Consider the following 20086-nt stretch of genomic DNA (forward strand, 5'->3'; position numbering starts at 1 on the left):
TGGCAATCCCATTTGCCATCAGACCGAATGTTGGCCCGATTGATACGTTGTGTCGTGATTGGGCCACTGCCATCCCGCGGGAGCTGCAACCCGCCTGATATGGTTTCCGCTGACGGAGCGCCGCCAGCGGGGCAATTCCTCGGCCAGCCCGGCCATTATTTATTCGTTATCCATTATTTCGCTAAATATCCCCGTATTTCATGGTTGGGTCATGCCATGAGCCACGTTAAGTTTCATCCATACCGCCAGCAAGCACTATGAAGGTTATCTCTGCCGATAATTAATTTAAATTAAACATGATAACCGGCTGGTTTTATTTTGTGGTGGTTGGCAAGCGCTCTGGATGTTCATAAATATAACGAGGTGAATAATGAAAAAACGGCACTTCCTGTTTTTAATGGCGGCACTTCCGCTGGCACTGATGACATCGGTACAGGCACAGTCAAGCCTGGCCGAGATCCAGCGGGCCGGAGTGATCAAGATCGGCACCGAAGGGACCTATCCTCCCTTCACCTACCACGACAAGAGCGGCAAGCTGGTGGGTTTTGACGTGGAGATAGGCGAGCTGATTGCAAGCGGTCTGGGCGTGAAGCCGCAGTTCGTCGAGGGCATGTGGGACGGGCTCATCGCCGGGGTGGACGCCAAGCGCTACGACCTGGTGCTCAACGAAGTGGCCATCACCCCTGAGCGGCTGAAAAAATATGATTTTTCAGATCCCTACATCACCTCCAAGGCGGTGATCGTGGTGCACAGCGACAACCAAAGCATCAAGAGTTTTGCCGATCTGAAGGGCAAGAAATCCTCCCAGTCCCTGACCAGCAACTTCGCCCAGCTGGCGAAATCATCGGGCGCCGAGGTGGTGGCCACCGAGGGATTCAACCAGTCACTCGAACTGGTGCTGACCGGGCGGGTGGATGCCACCATCAACGACAGCCTCTCCTTCCTCGACTTCAAGAAACAGAAGCCGGACGCCAAATTGAAGGTGGCGGCCAGCGAGGCCAAGGGGGATCAATCAGCCGCCCTGCTCGCCAAGGGGCAACCCGAGTTGCTGGCTGCCATCAATCAGGCGCTGCGCAATGCCAAGCAGGATGGCGAATATCAGAAAATATCGCAGAAATATTTCGGCACCGACGTCTCGCAATAATATCGTGGCAACATAATAACAACTGAGGATATTAACGTGCCGGCCTGGTTGCAGTTAATGATCGACTCTTTTTGGCCCCTGCTCAGTGCGGGGCTTATTTTTACTGTGCCACTCACTCTGATTACCTTCGTGCTGGGAATCGTGCTCGGCTTGTCGGTGGCGCTGGCCAGATTATATGGTCCGGCCCCGCTGGTGATGCTGGTCCGCTTCTATGTCTGGCTTATTCGGGGCACGCCGCTGCTGGTGCAGCTGTTTCTGATCTTTTACGGTCTGCCGAGCGCCGGCATCGTGCTGGACGCCTTCACCGCCGCCGTCATCGGTTTCACCCTCAACATCGGTGCCTACAGCTCGGAGATCATTCGTGCCACCCTGGCGGCCATCCCCAAGGGGCAGTGGGAGGCGGCCTACTCCATCGGCATGAACTGGACCCAGGTGATGTGGCGGGTGATCCTGCCGCAGGCGGCGCGCATCGCGGTGCCACCGCTCTCCAACACCTTCATCTCCCTGGTCAAAGACACGTCGCTGGCGGCGGCGGTGACCGTGCCCGAGCTGTTTCAGGCGGCCCAGCGCCTCGCCTCCGTCACCTATGAGCCGCTCATTCTCTATATCGAGACGGCCCTCATCTACCTGATGTTCAGCTCGGTGCTATCCACCCTGCAAGACAGGCTGGAGCAGCGACTGGCTCACAAAGAGACCCGGGAGGTCGCCCTATGATCCGCTTGAGTGGCATCGAGAAACAGTTTGCGGGGCAGCGCGTGTTGAAAGGGGTGGGGCTGGCGATGGCCGCGGGCAGCGTCACCGCCCTGATCGGTCCCTCCGGCAGCGGCAAGAGTACCCTGCTGCGCTGCGTGAACCTGCTGGAGCGGCCCGATGCAGGCCAGCTGGTGCTGGGGGGCTGCGAGCTCGACTTTACCCGGCATCTGTCACGGCAAAGCGTGCTGGCCCTGCGCCAGCAGACCGGCATGGTGTTCCAGAATTTCCAGCTGTTCCCGCACATGACGGTGCTGGAGAACGTGATGGAAGGGTTGGTGACCGTGTTGAAGTGGCCCAGGGAGAGGGCAGTGGCGCGCGCCCTGCAACTGCTCGACAAGGTGGGGCTCAGGCACAAGGCCGAGGCGGTGCCTGCCACCCTCTCCGGCGGTCAGCAGCAGCGGGTCGCCATTGCCCGGGCGCTGGCGCCATCTCCCAAGGTGCTGCTCTGTGACGAGCCTACCTCGGCACTGGATCCCGAGCTTGCCCAGGAGGTGGTGAACGTGCTGCGCCAGCTGGCCAGTGAGGGGACCACCATGCTGATCGCCACCCATGACTTGCGTCTTGCAGCCCAGATTGCGCAGCAGGTGATCTTCCTGGAGGCCGGGGAGGTGGTGGAGGCGGGCAGTGCGCGTCAGATGTTCACCACCCCCAAGCGGGCACGTACCTTCGAATACATCTCCACCCTCACCGAACGGCTGCCGGAGAGCTGGAGTATCTAGCCGGTTCTGGCGGATTGAGAGCGAGATAAAAAAAACAGCCCCGCAGGAGCGGGGCTGTTTGCATGGCTGCTTGGTTATAACGGCAGATCACACGGCCAGGTAGTCCATGATCCCTTCGGCCGCCTTGCGACCCTCGTAAATGGCGGTCACCACCAGATCCGAGCCGCGCACCGCGTCACCACCGGCGAACACCTTGGGGTTGCTGGTCTGGAAGGCGTACTCGGCCTTCTCGGGCGCCTTGATGCGATCCCGGCCGTCGAGCTCGACGCCGTGCTCTGCCATCCAGGGCTGGGGGTTGGGCTGGAAGCCGAACGCCATCACCACCGCATCGGCGGGCAGCACCTGCTCGGAGCCTTCAATGACTACCGGATTGCGGCGGCCATTGGCATCGGGGGCGCCGAGCTCGGTGCTCACCACCTTGATGCCGCAGGTGCGGCCGTGGGCGTCCAGCTCCACGCCGATGGGCTGGAGGTTGAACATGAATTCCACCCCTTCCTCCTGGGCGTTTTTCACCTCCCGCTTGGAGCCCGGCATGTTCTCGGCATCCCGGCGGTAGGCGCAGATCACCCGATCGGCCCCCTGGCGGATGGCGGTGCGCACGCAGTCCATGGCGGTGTCGCCGCCCCCCAGCACCACTACCTGCTTGCCGGCGAAGTCGATGTAATCGGCTTGCGTCTTCTCGAAACCCAGCAAGCGATTGGCGTTGGAGATGAGGTAGGGCAGGGCGTCGTAGACCCCCGGCGCCTCTTCGTTGGCAAAGCCGCCCTTCATGTACTTGTAGGTGCCGACCCCGAGGAAGACCGCATCGAACTCGCCGAGCAGGTCGGCGAAGGTGACGTCACGGCCCACTTCGGTCTCGAGGCGAAACTCCACCCCCATCCCCTCGAAGATCTCGCGGCGGCGCTGCATCACCTCTTTCTCCAGCTTGAAGGAGGGGATACCGAAGGTGAGCAGGCCGCCGATCTCCGGGTACTTGTCGAACACCACAGGGGTGACGCCATTGCGTGCCAGCACGTCGGCACAGGCAAGGCCCGCGGGGCCCGCGCCAATGACGGCGACCCGCTTGCCGGTCTTGACCACCTTGGAGAGATCCGGGCGCCAGCCCATCTCGAACGCCTTGTCGGTGATGTATTTTTCGATGTTGCCGATGGTCACGGCGCCGAATCTGTCGTTGAGGGTGCAGGCACCCTCACACAGTCTGTCTTGTGGGCAAACGCGGCCACACACCTCCGGCAGGCTGTTGGTCTGGTGGGAGAGCTCCACCGCCTCCAGGATGCGTCCCTCGTTGGCCAGCTTCAGCCAGTTGGGGATGTAGTTGTGTACCGGGCACTTCCACTCGCAATAGGGGTTGCCGCAGTCGAGGCAGCGATCCGCCTGCATGCCGACCTGGGCCTGGTTGAAGGGCTCGTAGATCTCCACGAACTGGATCTTGCGGATCTTGAGCGGCTTCTTGGGCGGGTCGACCCGCTGGACATCGATAAACTGGAATACGTTCTGGCTCATAGGGTTCCCTCCTTATTGCGCCTGGATTCTGAGTTCTGCACTGGAACGGCTGGTGTGGCCAAGCAGCGATTTGACGTCGCTGGACTTGGGTTTGATCAGCCTGAACTTGGGCACATAGGAGTCGAAGTTGGCCAGGATCTCCTCGGCACGCGAGCTGCCTGTCTCGTTGAGGTGCGCCGTGATGATACCGCGCAGGTGCTCCTGGTGGATGGCCAGATCCGCCACCTCCAGCAGTTCGACCAGCTCGGGGTTGGTGCGCTTGGCAAAGTTGCCGCACTCGTCGAGCACGTAGGCGAAACCGCCTGTCATGCCCGCCGCGAAGTTGACACCGGTCTTGCCGAGCACGGTGACGATGCCGCCTGTCATGTATTCACAGCCGTTGTCGCCAATCCCCTCGACCACCGCCAAGGCCCCTGAGTTGCGCACCGCGAACCGCTCGCCTGCGGTTCCTGCGGCATAGAGCTTGCCGCCGGTGGCGCCATAGAGGCAGGTGTTGCCGATGATGGCCGCCTCGTGGGATTTGAACGCCACGCCGACGTGGGGTTTGATCACCAGCTTGCCGCCGGTCATCCCCTTGCCCACATAGTCGTTGGCATCCCCGGTGAGGATCATCTCAAGGCCACCGGCGTTCCAGACGCCGAAGCTCTGGCCGGCGGTGCCGTTGAAGTGCACCTTGACCGGATCGGCCGCCATGCCCTGGTTGCCGTGGCGCTTGACGATTTCGCCGGACAGACGCGCACCCACGGAGCGGTCGGTGTTGCGGATGTCGTAGCGGAACTCGCCGCCACTCATGTTTTCCACCGCGTCCAGCAGGTCTTCCACCATCTTGAGGTTCAAGGGCCCCTTATCGAAGGTGGGGTTGTGCTGCTGGCTGAACAGACTGGAGCCTGCCGGTGCAACCGGGGCCGCCAGGATACCGGACAAGTCCAGCTTGGCCTGACGGGCGGTGAGGCCGGGTAGGGCTTCCAGCAGGTCGGTACGACCGATGAGGTCGGTGAGCTGGGTGACGCCAAGCTCGGCCATCAGCTCGCGCGTCTCCTCGGCGATGAACTTGAAGTAGTTCATCACCATCTCCGGCAGGCCGGTGAAGTGTTCGCGGCGCAGCTTCTCATCCTGGGTGGCGACGCCGGTGGCGCAGTTGTTCAGGTGGCAGATACGCAGGTATTTGCAACCGAGTGCCACCATGGGGCCGGTACCGAAACCAAAGCTCTCGGCGCCGAGGATGGCCGCCTTGATGATGTCCAGACCGGTCTTGAGACCGCCATCCACCTGCAGGCGCACCTTGTGGCGCAGGCCGTTGGCCACCAGCGCCTGCTGGGTTTCGGCCAGGCCCAGCTCCCAGGGGGAGCCGGCGTATTTGACCGAGGTGAGCGGGCTGGCGCCGGTGCCGCCGTCGTAGCCGGAGACGGTAATGAAGTCCGCATAGGCCTTGGCCACGCCACAGGCGATGGTGCCGACGCCAGGTTCGGACACCAGTTTCACCGACACCAGGCAGTTCGGGTTGATCTGCTTGATGTCGAAGATGAGCTGGGCCAGATCCTCGATGGAGTAGATGTCGTGGTGCGGCGGCGGGGAGATCAGGGTCACGCCGGGCACCGAGTAGCGCAGCTGGGCGATTTGCGCGGTGACCTTGTCACCGGGCAGCTGGCCCCCTTCACCGGGCTTGGCACCCTGGGCGACTTTTATCTGCACCACGTCCGCGTTCATCAGGTAGTGAGGGGTGACGCCAAAGCGACCGGACGCCACCTGCTTGATGCGAGAGTTCTTCTCGGTACCAAAACGCTTGGGATCTTCACCGCCTTCGCCGGAGTTGCTCTGACCGCCGAGGCGGTTCATGGCGATGGCCAGGGCCTCGTGGGCTTCAGGGCCGAGGGCGCCGATGGACATGGCCGCGGAGTCGAAGCGGGGGAACAGCCTGGCGGCTGGCTCCACCTGATCCAGCGCAACCGGGGTGGTGCCCTGTTTGAGCGACAGCAGATCCCGCAGGGTGGCGACCGGGCGCTCGTTCACCAGACGGGCATACTCCTTGTAATCGGCGTAGTTGCCGGAGCGCACCGCCACTTGCAGGGTCTGAACCACGTCCGGGTTGTAGGTGTGGTACTCGCCACCGTGGACGAATTTCAAGAGGCCGCCCTGGGTCAGCGGCTTGCGGCCGAGCCAGGCCAGACGGGACAGATTGATCTGATCCTGCTGGATGTCGGCAAAGTCGGCACCCTGGATGCGGCTCGATACGCCGCGGAAGCAGAGTTCGACAACAGCCTTGGAGAGGCCCACCGCCTCAAACAGCTGGGAGCAGCGGTAGCTTGCCACCGTGCTGATGCCCATCTTGGACATCACCTTGTAGAGTCCCTTGTTGATGCCGTTGCGGTAGTTGAGCATGGCCTGGCGCAGGCTCATCTTGAGCACGCCTTCCTCTACCTGCTTGGCGAGGGTCTCGTAGGCGAGATAGGGGTAGATGGCGGTGGCGCCAAAGCCCAGCAGCACGGCGAAGTGGTGCGGGTCGCGCACGCTCGCGGTCTCCACCAGGATATTGGCGTCGCAGCGCAGGTTGTTGTCCACCAGGGTACGCTGCACCGCACCCACCGCCATGGCGGCCGGGATGGGGAGGGTATCCGGGCTGATGTCCCGGTCTGACAGGACCAGCAGCACGGCGCCGCTGCGAGCCGCTTCAGCTGCCTCGTGGCAGAGACGCTCAAGGGCAGCCTGCAGCCCCTCTTCGGGCTGGTAGTTGAGGCTCAGCACCGCATGGCGGTAGTGCTCCCCTTCCAGGGCCAGCAACTGATGGAAGTCGGAGTAGAGCAGGATCGGCGACTGGAACAGCACCCGGTGGGCGTGACCGAAGGTCTCGTTGAACACGTTCTGTTCGCGGCCGATACAGGTGGCCAGGGACATGACGTGATTTTCCCGCAGGGGATCGATGGGCGGGTTGGTCACCTGGGCGAACATCTGGCGGAAGTAGTCGTACAGGGTACGCTGGCTGGAGGAGAGCACCGCCATCGGGGTGTCATCCCCCATGGAGCCCACCGCCTCCTGGCCATTCTCGCCGAGCACGCGGATCACCTGATCCAGCTCTTCAAAGGAGTAGCCGAACAGCTTCTGGTAAGTCTTGAGCCGGTCATCCGGGAATTCCCGCGACCCCGTGCTGGCATCGTCCATCTGCTCGAAGGGCACCAGGCGCTTGCAGTGCTTGTCCATCCACTGCTTGTAGGTGTGACGGCTCTTGAGATCGTCATCAATTTCGAAGCTGGTCCAGATCTTGCCGTTGCTGGTATCGACCACGAACAGCTCCCCCGGGCCGACACGGCCCTTCTCCAGCACTTCGTCCGGGGTGTAGTCCCAGGTGCCCACTTCGGAGGCCAGCGTGATGAACTTGTCCTTGGTGATGACGTAACGTGCCGGACGCAGGCCGTTTCTGTCGAGTGCGCAGGTGGCGTAGCGACCGTCGGTCATGACGATGCCGGCCGGGCCGTCCCAAGGCTCCATGTGCATGGAGTTGAAGTCGTAGAAGGCGCGCAGGTCGTCATCCATGTTCGGGTGCTTCTGCCACGCAGGCGGGATCAACAGGCGCATGGCGCGGAACAGGTCCATGCCGCCGGCCAGGAAGAGATCCAGCATGTTGTCGAGGCTGGAGGAGTCCGACCCCGTGGTGTTGACGAAGGGGGCGGCCTCTTGCAGATCCGGGATCAGCGGGGTGGCGAACTTGTAGCTGCGCGCCTTGGCCCACTGGCGGTTGCCGGCAATGGTGTTGATCTCGCCGTTGTGGGCGAGGTAGCGGAACGGCTGCGCCAGCGGCCAGCGCGGGCTGGTGTTGGTGGAGAAACGCTGGTGGAACACGCAAATGGCGGCCTGCATGCGGATGTCGGCCAGATCCAGATAGAAGCGCGGCAAATCCACCGGCATGCACAGTCCCTTGTAGACGGTGACCAGGTTGGAAAGGCTGACCACATAGAAGTAGTCGTCGCTGATGCGTTTCTCGATGCGGCGGCGCACGATATAGAGGCGGCGCTCGAGATCCTTGTCGACCCAGCCCGGGGGCGCGTTGACAAAGACCTGTTCAATACTGGGCAGGGACGCCTTGGCGATGGAACCGAGTACGTTGGTATCGATGGGCACCTTGCGCCAGCCGACCAGACTCAGGGTCTCTCTTTCCAGCTCCTCGTCGATGATGTCGCGAGTTGCCTGGGCCAATACGGGGTCCGGGTTGAGAAACAGCATACCGACCGCGTAGTTGCGGCCCAGGTGCCATCCCTTCTCTTCGGCGACCGCTCTAAAGAAGCTGTCGGGTTTTTGCAGCAACAGGCCGCAGCCGTCGCCGGTCTTGCCATCGGCGGAGATACCGCCGCGGTGCTGCATGCGAGCCAAGGCTGACATCGCGAGACGGACAAGCTTGTGGCTGGCTTCCCCTTCCATGTGGGCCAACAGGCCGAAGCCACAGTTATCCCTCTCCAGCTTTGGATCATATAGTGACATTGCATTTCTCCCTTGCTCGGCCTTCCATCGCACTGTCATCAACAGACTGCATAAATTGCGATTGGCTCTTGTGGTTCCGTCCGCCTGAGGTGGCGAATCTCCAAACTAATGGGATTTTCGGGCAAGGTCAATTGGACATCCCGCTTGTTTGCAATGTTACACCGCCATAACAAAATGTGGGTTTTTGAGACTCAATCAGCATTTTTGTGTATTTATAACTGCTTTTTATTTATTTGTTGGTTTTATATTCTGGTTATGGACGGTTTAGTGGTTGACTGCATGGTGGCGGGAAACTGTAGTAATTTTACAAAGTCATCTCTGGTGTGCTTGGCGGGGATCACATTTCAGGATCCTGCGTCTTGCATTTGTCCATATGCAGACTAAACAGGATTTTTTCAGTAGTTACAGCCGGTTATGGGCGAGAGGTTATGGCACTTTTCTCCAGGTGGCAGGAGTGACAGGTTGTCAAAAGTGACCGTGAATGCTGACTGTTGGGTATTTATCGCATCTAACGTGAATATTTATATGATTTTTGGGTAGAGAGCGGGATTGATCCAGCGCAGCCTGCCCGCCGGGCTGCGTCGCTAGAATGACACCTCATTTCGGAGGTGTCATGCAGTTACACGAACTCATCAATACATTTGGCCAGGATCTCAAGCAGCGCCACGGCCAGAAGATCCACAAGCTCTCCATCCATGGGGCCTTTACCTGCCCCAACCGGGACGGCACCCTGGGCCGGGGTGGCTGCACTTTCTGCAATGTCTCCTCCTTTGCCGACGAGTCGGCCCAGCAACTCTCCGTGGTGCAGCAACTGCTGGCACGCCGGGACGAGGTGACCCGGGCCAGGCGCTATCTGGCCTACTTTCAGGCCTATACCAGCACCTATGCCGAAGTGGAGTACCTTCAGCGCATGTATGAAGAAGCCTTGTCGGTGAGCGACATGGTGGGGCTCTGCGTCGGAACTCGCCCTGATTGTGTACCCGATGCGGTGCTGGATCTGCTGGCAGGTTATCAGGCCCGCGGCTACGAGGTGTGGCTGGAGCTCGGGCTGCAGAGCGCCAACGACAAGACGTTGCAACGCATCAATCGGGGCCACGGCTATGCCGCCTATGTTGACGCTGTAACCAGAGCCCATCTGCGAGGCATCAAGGTGTGTGCCCACCTCATCGTCGGCCTGCCCGGCGAGGCGCCGATGGACAGCCTGGAAACCCTGCACCGTGTCGTGGAGACCGGCGTCGAGGGGATCAAGCTTCACCCACTGCATGTGGTGGAGGGGAGCACTCTTGGCAAGGCGTGGCAGGCGGGACGGCTGGATGTGTTGACGATGGAGCAGTATGTGGCGGCGGCGGTCGCCATGATCCAGTACACGCCTCCCGAGGTGGTCTATCACAGGGTCTCGGCGTCGGCGCGCCGCCCGACCCTGCTGGCCCCCGCCTGGTGCGAGAATCGCTGGAGCGCCATGACCGCCATTGCCGCGGCGCTGGCACGCTCAGGCCCTCAGGGGCACTGCCTGGGACGCCCTTTTTCTCTCCCTTCCACGGGCGAGTGCCAACTCTAATTTCATCAAAAAAACAGTGGGTTATTAGATGAAATTCAGTCTTTGGAGTATAGTTTCGTTCAAGTCACCTTGATAAGATGGTCGGCTTGAAAAAAGATATAGTTATCAATAACTCTTTGCAGTTTGTATACCGGGCGGTGTCTCTTCGAACCGGGTGGCATATTTCTTGGCAACACCAGGTGCCTGGTATGTCCCCTCCGTTTCCGGCATGAAAATCTGTGAGGGAGGCGAGACATGCAGTGTCCCGGCTCTGTGCGCTAATCGGGTTGTGGGTCTGGGTGGCGAGGTCTGTTCTGTTTTTCCGGATCGCCGCCGGGCTTTGGATATTCGGCCCCGAGACAACCTTCTGAATCATGTTTGATGGGATGCTATGCAAGCAGAAACCAGCCATATAGATGAACTGTTGGAGTGCCTGGTCTTTTTGACCCGCTTTTACGGGGTGCCCAACAGTCAGGATGCTCTCACCACCGGCTTGCCACTGGTCTCCGGGCGTCTCAGCACGGCGCTCTTCAGTCGTGCCGCCGAGCGGGGCGGTCTCTCTGCCCGCGAAGTGATCCAGCCCCTTGAACAGATCTCCTCCCTGCTGCTGCCCTGCGTCTTGCAGACGCGCAATGGCGGCGCCTGCATCTTGCTTGAATGGAATGAAGAACGCACCCAGGCGAGGGTCATCTTTCCCCAGGCCGGAGACGCGGCCCAATGGGTCAGTCTTGCCCAGCTGGGTGACGAGTACAATGGTCGTCTGTTCTACGTCAAGCGGCAGTTCAAGTTTGATGAGCGCTCGCCCAAAGTGCTGGAGACCCGTGATGGTCACTGGTTCTGGAGCACCTTGTTCGAGTCCCGCGGTATCTATCGGGATGTGCTGGTGGCCTCGATCCTCATCAACCTGTTTGCCATCGCCAGCCCCCTGTTCACCATGAACGTCTATGACAAGATTGTGCCCAACCTGGCATTCGACTCCCTCTGGGTGCTGGCGGTTGGAGCCATGGTGGTGTTCACCTTCGACTTCGTGATGCGCCAGCTGCGCAGCTACTTCATCGATATTGCAGGCAAGAAATCCGACGTGCTGTTGTCGGCCAAAATCTTTGCCAAGGTGATGGGCATGAAAATGGAGTCCAGGCCTGCGTCGACCGGTGCCTTTGCCAAGCACTTGCAGGAGTTTGAATCGGTGCGCGAGTTTTTCACGTCGGCCACCGTCTCCACCCTGATCGATCTGCCGTTTGCCATCTTCTTCCTCTTCATCATCTGGATTTTCGCCGGTGTCATGGTGGTGGTGCCCATCATCGCCATCCTGATCCTGGTGGCCTACAGCTTCTACATTCAGGCACCGCTGAAGCAATCCATCGAGGAGGGCTCCCGGCTCGCCTCCCAGAAGAACGCCAATCTGATCGAAAGCATCTCGGGCCTTGAGACCGTGAAGATTTTCGGGGCCGAGAGCATGTTCCAGCACCGCTGGGAGCAGGCGGTGTCCCACATCTCGACCTGGGGCGTGCAGACCCGGCGCATCACCAACTCCATGTCTTCTCTGGCGAGCTACATCCAGCAGGTGGTGACAGTGGGACTGGTGATCGTCGGTGTTTACCAGATCTCGGAAGGGTTGGTGACCATGGGGGGCATGATAGCGGCCGTGATGCTGTCGAGCCGGGCCATCGCCCCCATGGTGCAGCTCTCGGTACTCTCCACCCGCTACAACCAGGCCAAGTCGGCGCTCGAAATCCTGGAGAAGATCATGATGACGCCGGGTGAGCAGGAGGAGGGCAGGCAGTACATCCACCATCCGGTCATCCAGGGGCGCATCGAGTTTGAAAATGTCTCCTTCAAGTATCCGGGCATGGAGAGCAGCACCCTGCACAACATCAACCTGCGCATCGAGCCGGGTGAGAAGGTGGCCATCATCGGGCGGATCGGTGCGGGTAAAACCACGCTGGAGAAATTGCTGATGGGTCTCTACCGTCCGACTGACGGTCTGGTGCGTCTGGACGGCTTTGAGCTGGACCAACTGCCGCCGACCATCATTCGCCGCAACATCGGCTGCGTGCCGCAAGATGTGACCCTCTTCTTTGGTTCCGTGCGGGACAATATCATGCTGGGTAATCCCCTGGTGGACGATGCCCGTGTCTTGCGCGCCGCCAAGCGGGCCGGGGTCACCAACTTTACCAACCGGGATCCCAACGGCCTCGACAGACAGATAGGCGAAGGGGGACGTCAGCTCTCCGGTGGCCAGCGTCAGTCCATCCTGCTGGCTCGCGCCCTGCTCAACGATCCCCCCATTTTGGTGATGGACGAGCCGACCTCCAACATGGACAACCAGTCAGAGATGCACGTGAAGCAGGAGCTGGCGCGGCTCGGCCCCGAAACCACCCTTATCCTCATCACCCACAAGACCTCCATGCTGGATGTCGCTTCCCGGGTCATCGTCGTGGAGCAGGGGAAGATAGTGGCGGACGGTCCCAAAGAGGTGGTGTTGCAGCAATTGAAGGAAGGCAAGGTGCGGGTGCAGGAGACGGCGAATGGCTAACCACTGGTTCAAGAAAACGCCCTCAGATACGGTCTTGCCTGCACCCGAGCATCTCGAGTACGTGGATGACGGCGCCGCCGCCGTGCTGCTGACGACACCCACCCGTGCCAGAGTCCTGCTGTGGGCCTGCTTCCTGTTTTTTGTCAGCGCCATCGTCTGGGCAGCCTGGGCAGAGCTGGATGAAGTGACAGTCGGCCAGGGCAAGGTGATACCGTCGCGCCAGTTGCAGGTGATCCAGAACCTGGAAGGGGGGATCGTCAAGGAGATCTTCGTCAAGGAGGGGGACATCGTCGAGAAGGGACAGCCACTGCTGCGCATCGACGATACCCGCTTCAAGTCGGATTTTCGCGAACGGGAGCAGGAGCTGGTCACCCTCAAGGGGGATATCGCCCGCCTGCGCGCCGAAATTCGCAGCGTGGTAGTCAAGAACGAGCCCAATCTGGGCTGGCGTGAACAGGTTGCCATCGACAAACAGGCCATCGAGTTCCCCGAAGGGTACGAGAATGTCTTTGCCGAATATGCCGCCCGTGAAAGATCGGTGCAGGAGGCGCGGTTAAACAACCTCAAGAACCAGCTCTACATCCTGGGACAGCAGATCGAGCAGAAAGAGCAGGAGACCATAGAGCTCAATGCCAAGATCCGGACCGTAGGTCGCAGCGTTGATTTGGCTCGTCAGGAGCTGAACATCAGCCGTCCTCTCGCAAAAGAGGGTATAGTTCCTCAAGTGGAGCTAATTAAACTGGAGCGGCAGGTCAACGAAATGCAAGGGGAGCTGGAGGCGAACCGCCTGCTGGTGCCCAAGCTCAACTCGGTACTGCGGGAGACCATCTCGAAGCGAAATGATATCGCCCTGAAATTCCGGGCGGACTCCCAGACCGAGCTGAACGAACGTCAAGGCAAGTTGAGCCAGTTGTCGGAGGGCCAGGTCGGCCTCAGGGACAGAGTCGATCGTACCAGTGTGATCGCGCCTCTCAAGGGGACCATCAAGAAGCTCAAGATTAATACGCTGGGTGGGGTCGTTCAGCCGGGCATGGACCTGATGGAGATAGTGCCGCTGGAAGATACCCTGCTGGTTGAAGCCAAGGTGTCGCCCAAGGACATCGCGTTCCTCAGACCCGGACTGGAGGCCGTGGTCAAGATAACTGCCTATGATTTCACTATTTATGGAGGTTTACATGGCAAGGTTGAACAGATAAGTGCCGACTCAATCCAGGATGAGGAGGGCAATTCCTTCTATCTGGTGCGAGTACGAACCGAGAAGAGTTATCTGGGCGATGAGCTTAACGCACTTCCCATCATCCCCGGTATGTTAGCCAGTGCAGATATTATTACTGGTAAAAAAAGTGTCCTAGACTACTTGCTGAAACCCATCTTGAGGGCTAAGCAGTCGGCACTGAGAGAACGATAAGCCAACAATCTAAAAACAACATGACTGGAGATACCATGAAGAAGACGATTGTTGCCATGCTGGTTAGTGGCACCATACTGTTCCCGGGCCTGAGCCAGGCACAGACGCTGGAACAGTCAGTGGCGCAGTCACTGGCTACCCATCCGAAAATCAAGGAAGCTTTTGATCTCTATCAGGCACGACTGTATCAGCATGATGGAGCCAAGGGCGGCTATTACCCCACCATTGATCTGCGTGGTGGCGTCGGTTACGAGAAGACTGACAGTCCCTCGACCCGTGCCGCAGGTCCGAATTCACAGACGATCGATGACTCCATGACGCGCAAGGAGGCCGGGATCAGCCTTCGCCAGATGCTGTTTGACGGCTTTGATGTCAGCAGCAACGTGGCACGGACCGATGCCGCCGCCCAGGCCCAGCGCCTGGCGATGATCTCCGAGGCGGAGAACACGGCCCTGCGCGTGGCCGAGGTCTATCTCAACATGCTGCGTCAGCAGGAGATCCTGGAGCTGTCCAAGCAGAACCTTGAAACCCACGAGCAGATCCGCAGTGACATCCAGAAACGGACCGACTCCGGTCTAGGGTCGACCGCTGACCAGACCCAGATCGACGGTCGTGTGGCTCGGGCTTACTCCAATCAGGCGGCGGCGGAGAACAACTATCGGGATGCCGAGAGCGAGTTCATCCGTGTCGTCAATGAAGTGCCCAAGGATCTCGTTCAGCCCGTACCGAATACCCAACTCCTGCCCGCAACACTGGAAGATGCTCTGAAGACGGCAACAGAGGTTCACCCGACCCTGCTGTCATCCCTGCAGGACATCGAAGAGGCGAAGTACCAGCATGAAGGCTCCAAGTCCGGGTTCTACCCGAACGTAGCCTTTGAAGTGGATCAGAACTGGAACGAGGACATCGATGCGGTCAAAGGCCGTAACGACGATCTCACCGCCATGGTCCGGATGCGTTACAACCTGTTCCGCGGTGGGTCCGATCTGGCAGAAAGCAAGGCAACCTCAGCCCTCTATTCCCAGGCCAAAGACATTCACATGAATGCCTTCCGTCAGGTGGAAGAGGGGACCCGCCTCGCCTGGAACGCCAAAGAGTCGCTGGCCAAGCAAAAAGTCTTCCTCAAAGAGCACGTGGACGCCAGCTATGACACCGTACAGGCCTACAAGAAGCAATTCGGCCTGGGCCAACGGACCTTGCTGGACGTGCTGAACACGGAGAACGAACTGTTCGAGGCTCGCCGCAGCTACATCACGGCCGAGTACGACTCCCTGTTGGCAGATTATCGTATCCTCAATGCCACCGGTGGTCTGCTCAATGCCCTGAATGTGCAGCAACCGGTTGAATGGCAGGCCAACAACAACTGATGGTCCTGCCACTGATGTCATATCAGGCAAGGGGAATGGCTGCAGCGTGCTGCAGTCATTCTTTTATGCGTCCGGTGGTCAGGGGATGATGGCGGCGTCATGACACAGAAAGAAGTGGCATCGACAGGCTGCAGCCGACGTGATGGGTATCGAGCCCTCGCAGGTGCACGTGCGCCCTGGCGGGTTCGCCTGCTGTGGCTGGTCCTGCTGGCGATCCCCCTGCTGCTCAGCGCCAGCCAGCCACTCTCACCGGAGGATATGAAACTGGTCAAGCGCGCGGAGGAGACCTATGGCCCCAGGGCCGGCAAACGGGTCACCAACTGGCGCACTTTGGCAATGCAGAACAAGGCGGCGGGGCTGACGGATCGGCAGAAGCTGGAGAAGGTGAACCAGTTCTTCAACCAGATGCGTTTCATCGATGACATCAAGTTGTGGCACAAGAAGGATTATTGGGCGACACCGCTGGAATTTCTGGGCGCAGCGGGAGGAGATTGTGAAGACTTCAGCATTTCCAAGTATTTTACCTTGCTGGAACTTGGCATCCCTGATGAAAAAATGCGAATGGTATATGTCAAGGCATTGGATTATAACCAGTTTCATATGGTCGTTGCCTACTATGAGACGCCTGCGGCAGTACCCCTGATTCTGGACAATCTTGTCGGCTCAATTCGCCCGGCGACCCAACGGACGGATTTGTTGCCAATTTACAGTTTTAACGGTAGTCACTTGTGGCTGATGAAAGCGCGTGGTCAAGGGGAACTGGCTGGGCAATCATCCCGCTTGGGATTATGGACAGACTTACGCAATCGCATGACATCGGGGCGATTGGCTCGGCCTGCGGTCAATTTGGATGATTAACCTATGACGCTCTACAGACAACTATTGGCAACCATGCTGCTGCTGTTCGGATTGCTGTTTGCCGCCACCTATTGGGTGCAATTCAATTCGACCCGCAACTACCTGGCGCAGCAGCAGGAGACCACCGTCATCAATACGTCCACCGCACTGGGTCTGGCGCTGACCCCCTATCTGGAGAACGGCGACAAGGTCAGTGCCGAATCCGTGATCAAGGCGGTGTTCGACGGGGGTTACTACAAGCTGGTCCGTCTCGATCTGCTGGCCTCCAAGGATGTCATCGAGCTGGAGAACAGCAGCCATATTGAAGGGGTCCCACAGTGGTTCATTGGGCTGGATCTGTTCCCTGAAGTGGCCAATGAATCGATTTTGACGTCGGGTTGGCTGCAACTGGGCAAGCTGAAGGTCGTCGGCCACCCTGGACAAGCCTACTACGAGCTTTGGAAAGGAATGAGCGAACTGGCCACCTGGTTCCTGGTCGGCTTTCTCGTCACTACTCTCTTGCTGATGCGGGCGCTCAATTATCTGCTCAAACCGCTCAAGCTGATTTGCGATCAGGCGGTTGAAATCGAGCTGCACCATTTCGGCCACGCCATTCCCGAGCCCAAGACCCGCGAGCTGCGGCAAGTGGTACAGGCCATCAATACCCTTTCCAGCAAGCTTGCCGTGCAATTCAAAGAGCAGGCCGACGAGGCCGAGAATCTGCGAGCCCGCGTCTATGTGGATGCCGTCTCCGGGCTTGGCAACCGCTCTTACTTCGTCGGGCAGGTCAATGCCTGGATTGCGGAGGCCGGGCAGGGCGGGGTCATGCTGGTGGCCGTCGACATGCTGGACGATCTCTATCGGGAAGAGGGCTTTGCTGCAAGGGACAACATGGTCAAGTCCATTGCACAGGTGCTCAGGGAACTGCTGGATGGCTGGGATGGCGCGGCGCTGGCCCGGATCTCGGCGACGGAGTATGCCTTGCTCTGCCCCACCGATGATCTGTCTCAGCTCAAGGAGCTGGCGGAGCTCATCAACAGCCGTATCGCCGATCTGGTTGTCAATCCCATGGGAGAAAGCGGTGCGCTGTCCGTCGTCGGCATCGCCGGCCGTGATGGCAATGACGATCTCTCGGCCCTGCTGACGAAGGCGGATAACGCCCTTGGCAAAGCGCGCAATGAGCGGCGCGGTGCCGTCGTGATGGAAGGCGGCAATGAGCAGGGACTGATGGGACGCCTTGCCTGGCGAGACCTGGTGCAGGATGCCATTGCCAGACATCTCTGGCGCTTCAAGGCACAGCCTGCATGTCGCTTCGATGATGGTACCCGCCTGCATGCCGAGTTGTTCGCGGCCATCTCGCGAGATGGAACGGATTACTTCGCAGGGCAGTTCTTGCCTGCGATCGAGCAGTTCAAGATGGGGGCCGAGTTTGACAAGGCGGTGCTGGAAGCCTGCATCCCCTTGTTCAAGCAGCAACCGGAATTGGTGTTGGCAGTCAATATCACGGCGGGTTCTCTCTGTTCGGATGAGTTCCTGACATGGCTCAGAGGCTATCTGTCGCTGAACGTGGAGCTGAAGGAGCGACTGCTGTTCGAGATCCCGGAAGCGGCCATCATGAAACACAAAGAGTATGTGACTCATCTGGTTGAGCTGTTGCGAGAGCACGGCTTCTTGTGGGGGGTCGATCACTATGGCCGGCACTTCCAGTCCCTCGGCTATCTGGAAGAGCTGACCCCCGCTTATGTCAAGGTGGACCACGGGTATACCAGCCAGGTCATGGAACCAGGCGCCGATACCTCCTTCCTGGCGGCTGTCTGTCGGGCTGCCCACAACGCGGGTGTCACGACCATCGCCACCCGGGTGGAAGATAAACGGCAGGTTGAATTGTTGTCCAGTTTGCATATCGATGGTTATCAGGGGTTCGTTCACCCTGCATTTCCACTGGCATAAGCGGTACAACTCGATAGAAAGGGGCCCATTAAGGGCTCTTTTTTATATCTGTTTAGAATATGTACATCATTTTTACGCGACATATAGGTAATATCACTAAAACTCGCGCTGTTACTTAATTGATTTTTATATGTAAAAAATATTCGTTCGATTCGCTGCATCGGATGAAGTCAAAGAGACTCAACCCTGTACATTTTTGCAACGGAAGCAGGACGGGGGCGTATCTAGAGTGTAGGCATCAAGATCTGTCACCCTGGAGCAATGGATATGCGCACCCAAATCATCGACAAAACAGTGGTCGTCTCTTCCGTAGAAGGCAACGTTCAGATCCTGCTTGCCGATGGCAGCAGTCGCCCTCTCCAGCCTGGCGAGATCCTGCAGCCTGGCGCCAGACTCAATATCGCTGATGATGCCAAATTGATGCTGGCGCCCTACGATGACAAACCTGCAGCGGACAATGGTGTCCCGGCAGGGGCAGAGATGCCTCCAGAGGGGCAATCTTCCTCATCGGTTGCCAATCATCAGCAAGGCTCGCCTGAAGTGTCGCCAGAAATTGCGGCGTTGCAACAATCCATCCTTCAAGGGGTTGACCCGACCAAGAACTTCGAAGCCTCTGCTGCCGGTGGGGCACCTGCCGCCGGTGGTGGTGGCGGTATCGGCGGGGTCGCTGGGGCCAGTGGCAATGGTGGTTTTGTTGTCATAGACCGCATCGGGGATGCGACCATAGCCGAGGCCGGATTCGATACCGGCTATGACACGTTGATCGATCAGAATGTGCTGCAGGAAGACGATCTTCTGCCCGAGAATCAGCTCGATGATCAGGATGAGTCTGCAGTCACTCAGGAAGATCAGGCCATCAGTGGCAATGTGCTCGACAACAGCAACAATCCGGATGGTCCCCTTGATTCGTCTGTCATTTCCTATAGCTGGGGCAGCAATCAGGGAATTGCTGCTGGCGTTGAGAGCACGCTGGATGGGATTGGTACGCTGATCATCAATGCCGACGGCTCCTATACCTTTACCCCCGCGCTGAACTACACAGGGCCTGTACCTGCGGTCAACTACACCGTAACGGATGGGGATGATACCAACGACTCCACTCTGACTATCACCATCACCCCTGTAGATGAGCCTGTCTCGCTGAATGGATTGCAGGTCGAGGGTGGTGAGCTTGTCCTTGATGAAGCCGCATTGCCGGATGGCTCAGCCCCCGATGGCGCAGCCTTGACCAAGAGCAGTACCTTTACATTCAATGCGGCAGATGGAGTACAAAGCCTGACGCTGGGAGGTGTGACGCTGATCAGCAATGGCCAGGTCTTGACCACCTTCCCCCAGGGGATCCCCAGTCCTTTGGGAAATCAACTGCTGGTGACCGGCGTCAGCTACAACCCGGTGACAGGGGTTGGCAGCGTGACCTACAGCTACACCCTGAACGATAACGAAACACATAACAAACCTGCAAATGATGGGGCTCTGACGGAGAGCTTCAACGTTGTGTTGACGGACTTCGATGGCGACACGACCAGTGCAGGGCTGGATGTCGTGGTACTGGATGACGTGCCGACGGCGGTAAACGACAGCAATCCGACCACGACGACGGAAAACAACCTGGTCCTCAATGGCAACGTCATCACCAACGACGTGCAGGGGGCGGATGGCGCGGCGGTGACGGCCGCCAACCTGAGCGGGACCTACGGCAGCCTGGTGCTCAATGCCAACGGCACCTACACCTACACCCTCAACCCGAACGACGGTGACTTCAAGGCACTGACCGGGGGCGGGGTGGGCAGCGAAGTGTTCACCTACACCCTGACGGATGCGGACGGAGACGTGAGCACGGCGACCCTGACCCTGACCATCAA

12 protein-coding genes are annotated in these 20086 nt (G+C 59.2%); 10 read left to right on the plus strand and 2 right to left on the minus strand.

Annotated elements, in window-relative coordinates; all coding sequences use genetic code 11:
• Positions 1 to 370 precede the first annotated feature (370 nt).
• From AB5Y51_RS10460 to AB5Y51_RS10470, 3 genes are read left to right on the plus strand one after another with little or no spacing between them, the layout of a single operon-like run.
• Positions 371 to 1144, plus strand: coding sequence for an amino acid ABC transporter substrate-binding protein (locus tag AB5Y51_RS10460; RefSeq protein ID WP_368178402.1), 774 nt, complete (start codon positions 371 to 373; stop codon positions 1142 to 1144).
• A gap of 57 nt (positions 1145 to 1201) precedes the next feature.
• Complete coding sequence (locus tag AB5Y51_RS10465; RefSeq protein ID WP_171865008.1) at positions 1202 to 1858, plus strand: amino acid ABC transporter permease; 657 nt, start codon at positions 1202 to 1204, stop codon at positions 1856 to 1858.
• Entirely contained in the window at positions 1855 to 2616 is a 762-nt protein-coding gene (locus AB5Y51_RS10470; protein WP_368178403.1) for an amino acid ABC transporter ATP-binding protein, read from the plus strand. Before AB5Y51_RS10465 ends, AB5Y51_RS10470 begins: the two co-directional genes overlap by 4 nt.
• 87 nt (positions 2617 to 2703) lie before the next feature.
• Here the strand turns inward: AB5Y51_RS10470 and AB5Y51_RS10475 are convergent, their stop codons facing one another.
• On the minus strand, positions 2704 to 4119 hold the full coding sequence (locus AB5Y51_RS10475) for an FAD-dependent oxidoreductase (RefSeq protein ID WP_368178404.1): 1416 nt from the start codon (positions 4117 to 4119) through the stop codon (positions 2704 to 2706).
• A 12-nt stretch (positions 4120 to 4131) separates the two neighbouring features.
• The gene (gltB, locus tag AB5Y51_RS10480; RefSeq protein WP_368178405.1) at positions 4132 to 8589 is read right to left on the minus strand and encodes a glutamate synthase large subunit; all 4458 of its coding nucleotides are present in this window, start codon (positions 8587 to 8589) and stop codon (positions 4132 to 4134) included.
• A 613-nt stretch (positions 8590 to 9202) separates the two neighbouring features.
• Here gltB and AB5Y51_RS10485 point away from each other — a divergent pair.
• From AB5Y51_RS10485 to AB5Y51_RS10515, 7 genes are all read left to right on the plus strand, one after another.
• Positions 9203 to 10147 (plus strand): TIGR01212 family radical SAM protein, encoded by a 945-nt coding sequence (locus tag AB5Y51_RS10485; protein ID WP_109422169.1) that lies wholly within the window; start codon positions 9203 to 9205, stop codon positions 10145 to 10147.
• Positions 10148 to 10517: 370 nt separating this feature from the next.
• Positions 10518 to 12662, plus strand: a complete 2145-nt coding sequence (locus AB5Y51_RS10490; protein WP_039040368.1) for a type I secretion system permease/ATPase — start codon at positions 10518 to 10520, stop codon at positions 12660 to 12662.
• Positions 12655 to 14070, plus strand: coding sequence for an HlyD family type I secretion periplasmic adaptor subunit (locus AB5Y51_RS10495; protein ID WP_010675165.1), 1416 nt, complete (start codon positions 12655 to 12657; stop codon positions 14068 to 14070). The genes AB5Y51_RS10490 and AB5Y51_RS10495 overlap by 8 nt, the downstream gene beginning before the upstream one ends.
• 35 nt (positions 14071 to 14105) lie before the next feature.
• Positions 14106 to 15437, plus strand: a complete 1332-nt coding sequence (locus tag AB5Y51_RS10500) for a TolC family outer membrane protein (protein ID WP_180911013.1) — start codon at positions 14106 to 14108, stop codon at positions 15435 to 15437.
• A gap of 99 nt (positions 15438 to 15536) precedes the next feature.
• Positions 15537 to 16295: a transglutaminase-like cysteine peptidase gene (locus tag AB5Y51_RS10505; RefSeq protein ID WP_368178406.1), complete on the plus strand. Its 759-nt coding sequence runs from the start codon at positions 15537 to 15539 to the stop codon at positions 16293 to 16295.
• Between the two features lie 3 nt (positions 16296 to 16298).
• A complete protein-coding gene (locus tag AB5Y51_RS10510; RefSeq protein ID WP_103242943.1) occupies positions 16299 to 18224 on the plus strand; it encodes an EAL domain-containing protein in 1926 nt (641 codons plus the stop codon).
• A 267-nt stretch (positions 18225 to 18491) separates the two neighbouring features.
• Positions 18492 to 20086 (plus strand): retention module-containing protein (locus AB5Y51_RS10515; protein WP_368178407.1); only part of this gene is annotated, 1595 nt, incomplete at its 3' end.

It is taken from the genome of Aeromonas sp. R7-1 (assembly GCF_040908115.1).
GTDB classification, from domain to species: domain Bacteria; phylum Pseudomonadota; class Gammaproteobacteria; order Enterobacterales; family Aeromonadaceae; genus Aeromonas; species Aeromonas caviae.

Coding starts and splice junctions, on each gene's coding strand:
- AB5Y51_RS10460 (WP_368178402.1), top strand. CDS start 371: ATGAAAAAACGGCACTTCCTGTTTTTAATGGCGGCACTTCCGCTGGCA.
- AB5Y51_RS10465 (WP_171865008.1), top strand. CDS start 1,202: ATGATCGACTCTTTTTGGCCCCTGCTCAGTGCGGGGCTTATTTTTACT.
- AB5Y51_RS10470 (WP_368178403.1), top strand. CDS start 1,855: ATGATCCGCTTGAGTGGCATCGAGAAACAGTTTGCGGGGCAGCGCGTG.
- AB5Y51_RS10475 (WP_368178404.1), bottom strand. CDS start 4,119: ATGAGCCAGAACGTATTCCAGTTTATCGATGTCCAGCGGGTCGACCCG.
- gltB (WP_368178405.1), bottom strand. CDS start 8,589: ATGTCACTATATGATCCAAAGCTGGAGAGGGATAACTGTGGCTTCGGC.
- AB5Y51_RS10485 (WP_109422169.1), top strand. CDS start 9,203: ATGCAGTTACACGAACTCATCAATACATTTGGCCAGGATCTCAAGCAG.
- AB5Y51_RS10490 (WP_039040368.1), top strand. CDS start 10,518: ATGCAAGCAGAAACCAGCCATATAGATGAACTGTTGGAGTGCCTGGTC.
- AB5Y51_RS10495 (WP_010675165.1), top strand. CDS start 12,655: ATGGCTAACCACTGGTTCAAGAAAACGCCCTCAGATACGGTCTTGCCT.
- AB5Y51_RS10500 (WP_180911013.1), top strand. CDS start 14,106: ATGAAGAAGACGATTGTTGCCATGCTGGTTAGTGGCACCATACTGTTC.
- AB5Y51_RS10505 (WP_368178406.1), top strand. CDS start 15,537: ATGACACAGAAAGAAGTGGCATCGACAGGCTGCAGCCGACGTGATGGG.
- AB5Y51_RS10510 (WP_103242943.1), top strand. CDS start 16,299: ATGACGCTCTACAGACAACTATTGGCAACCATGCTGCTGCTGTTCGGA.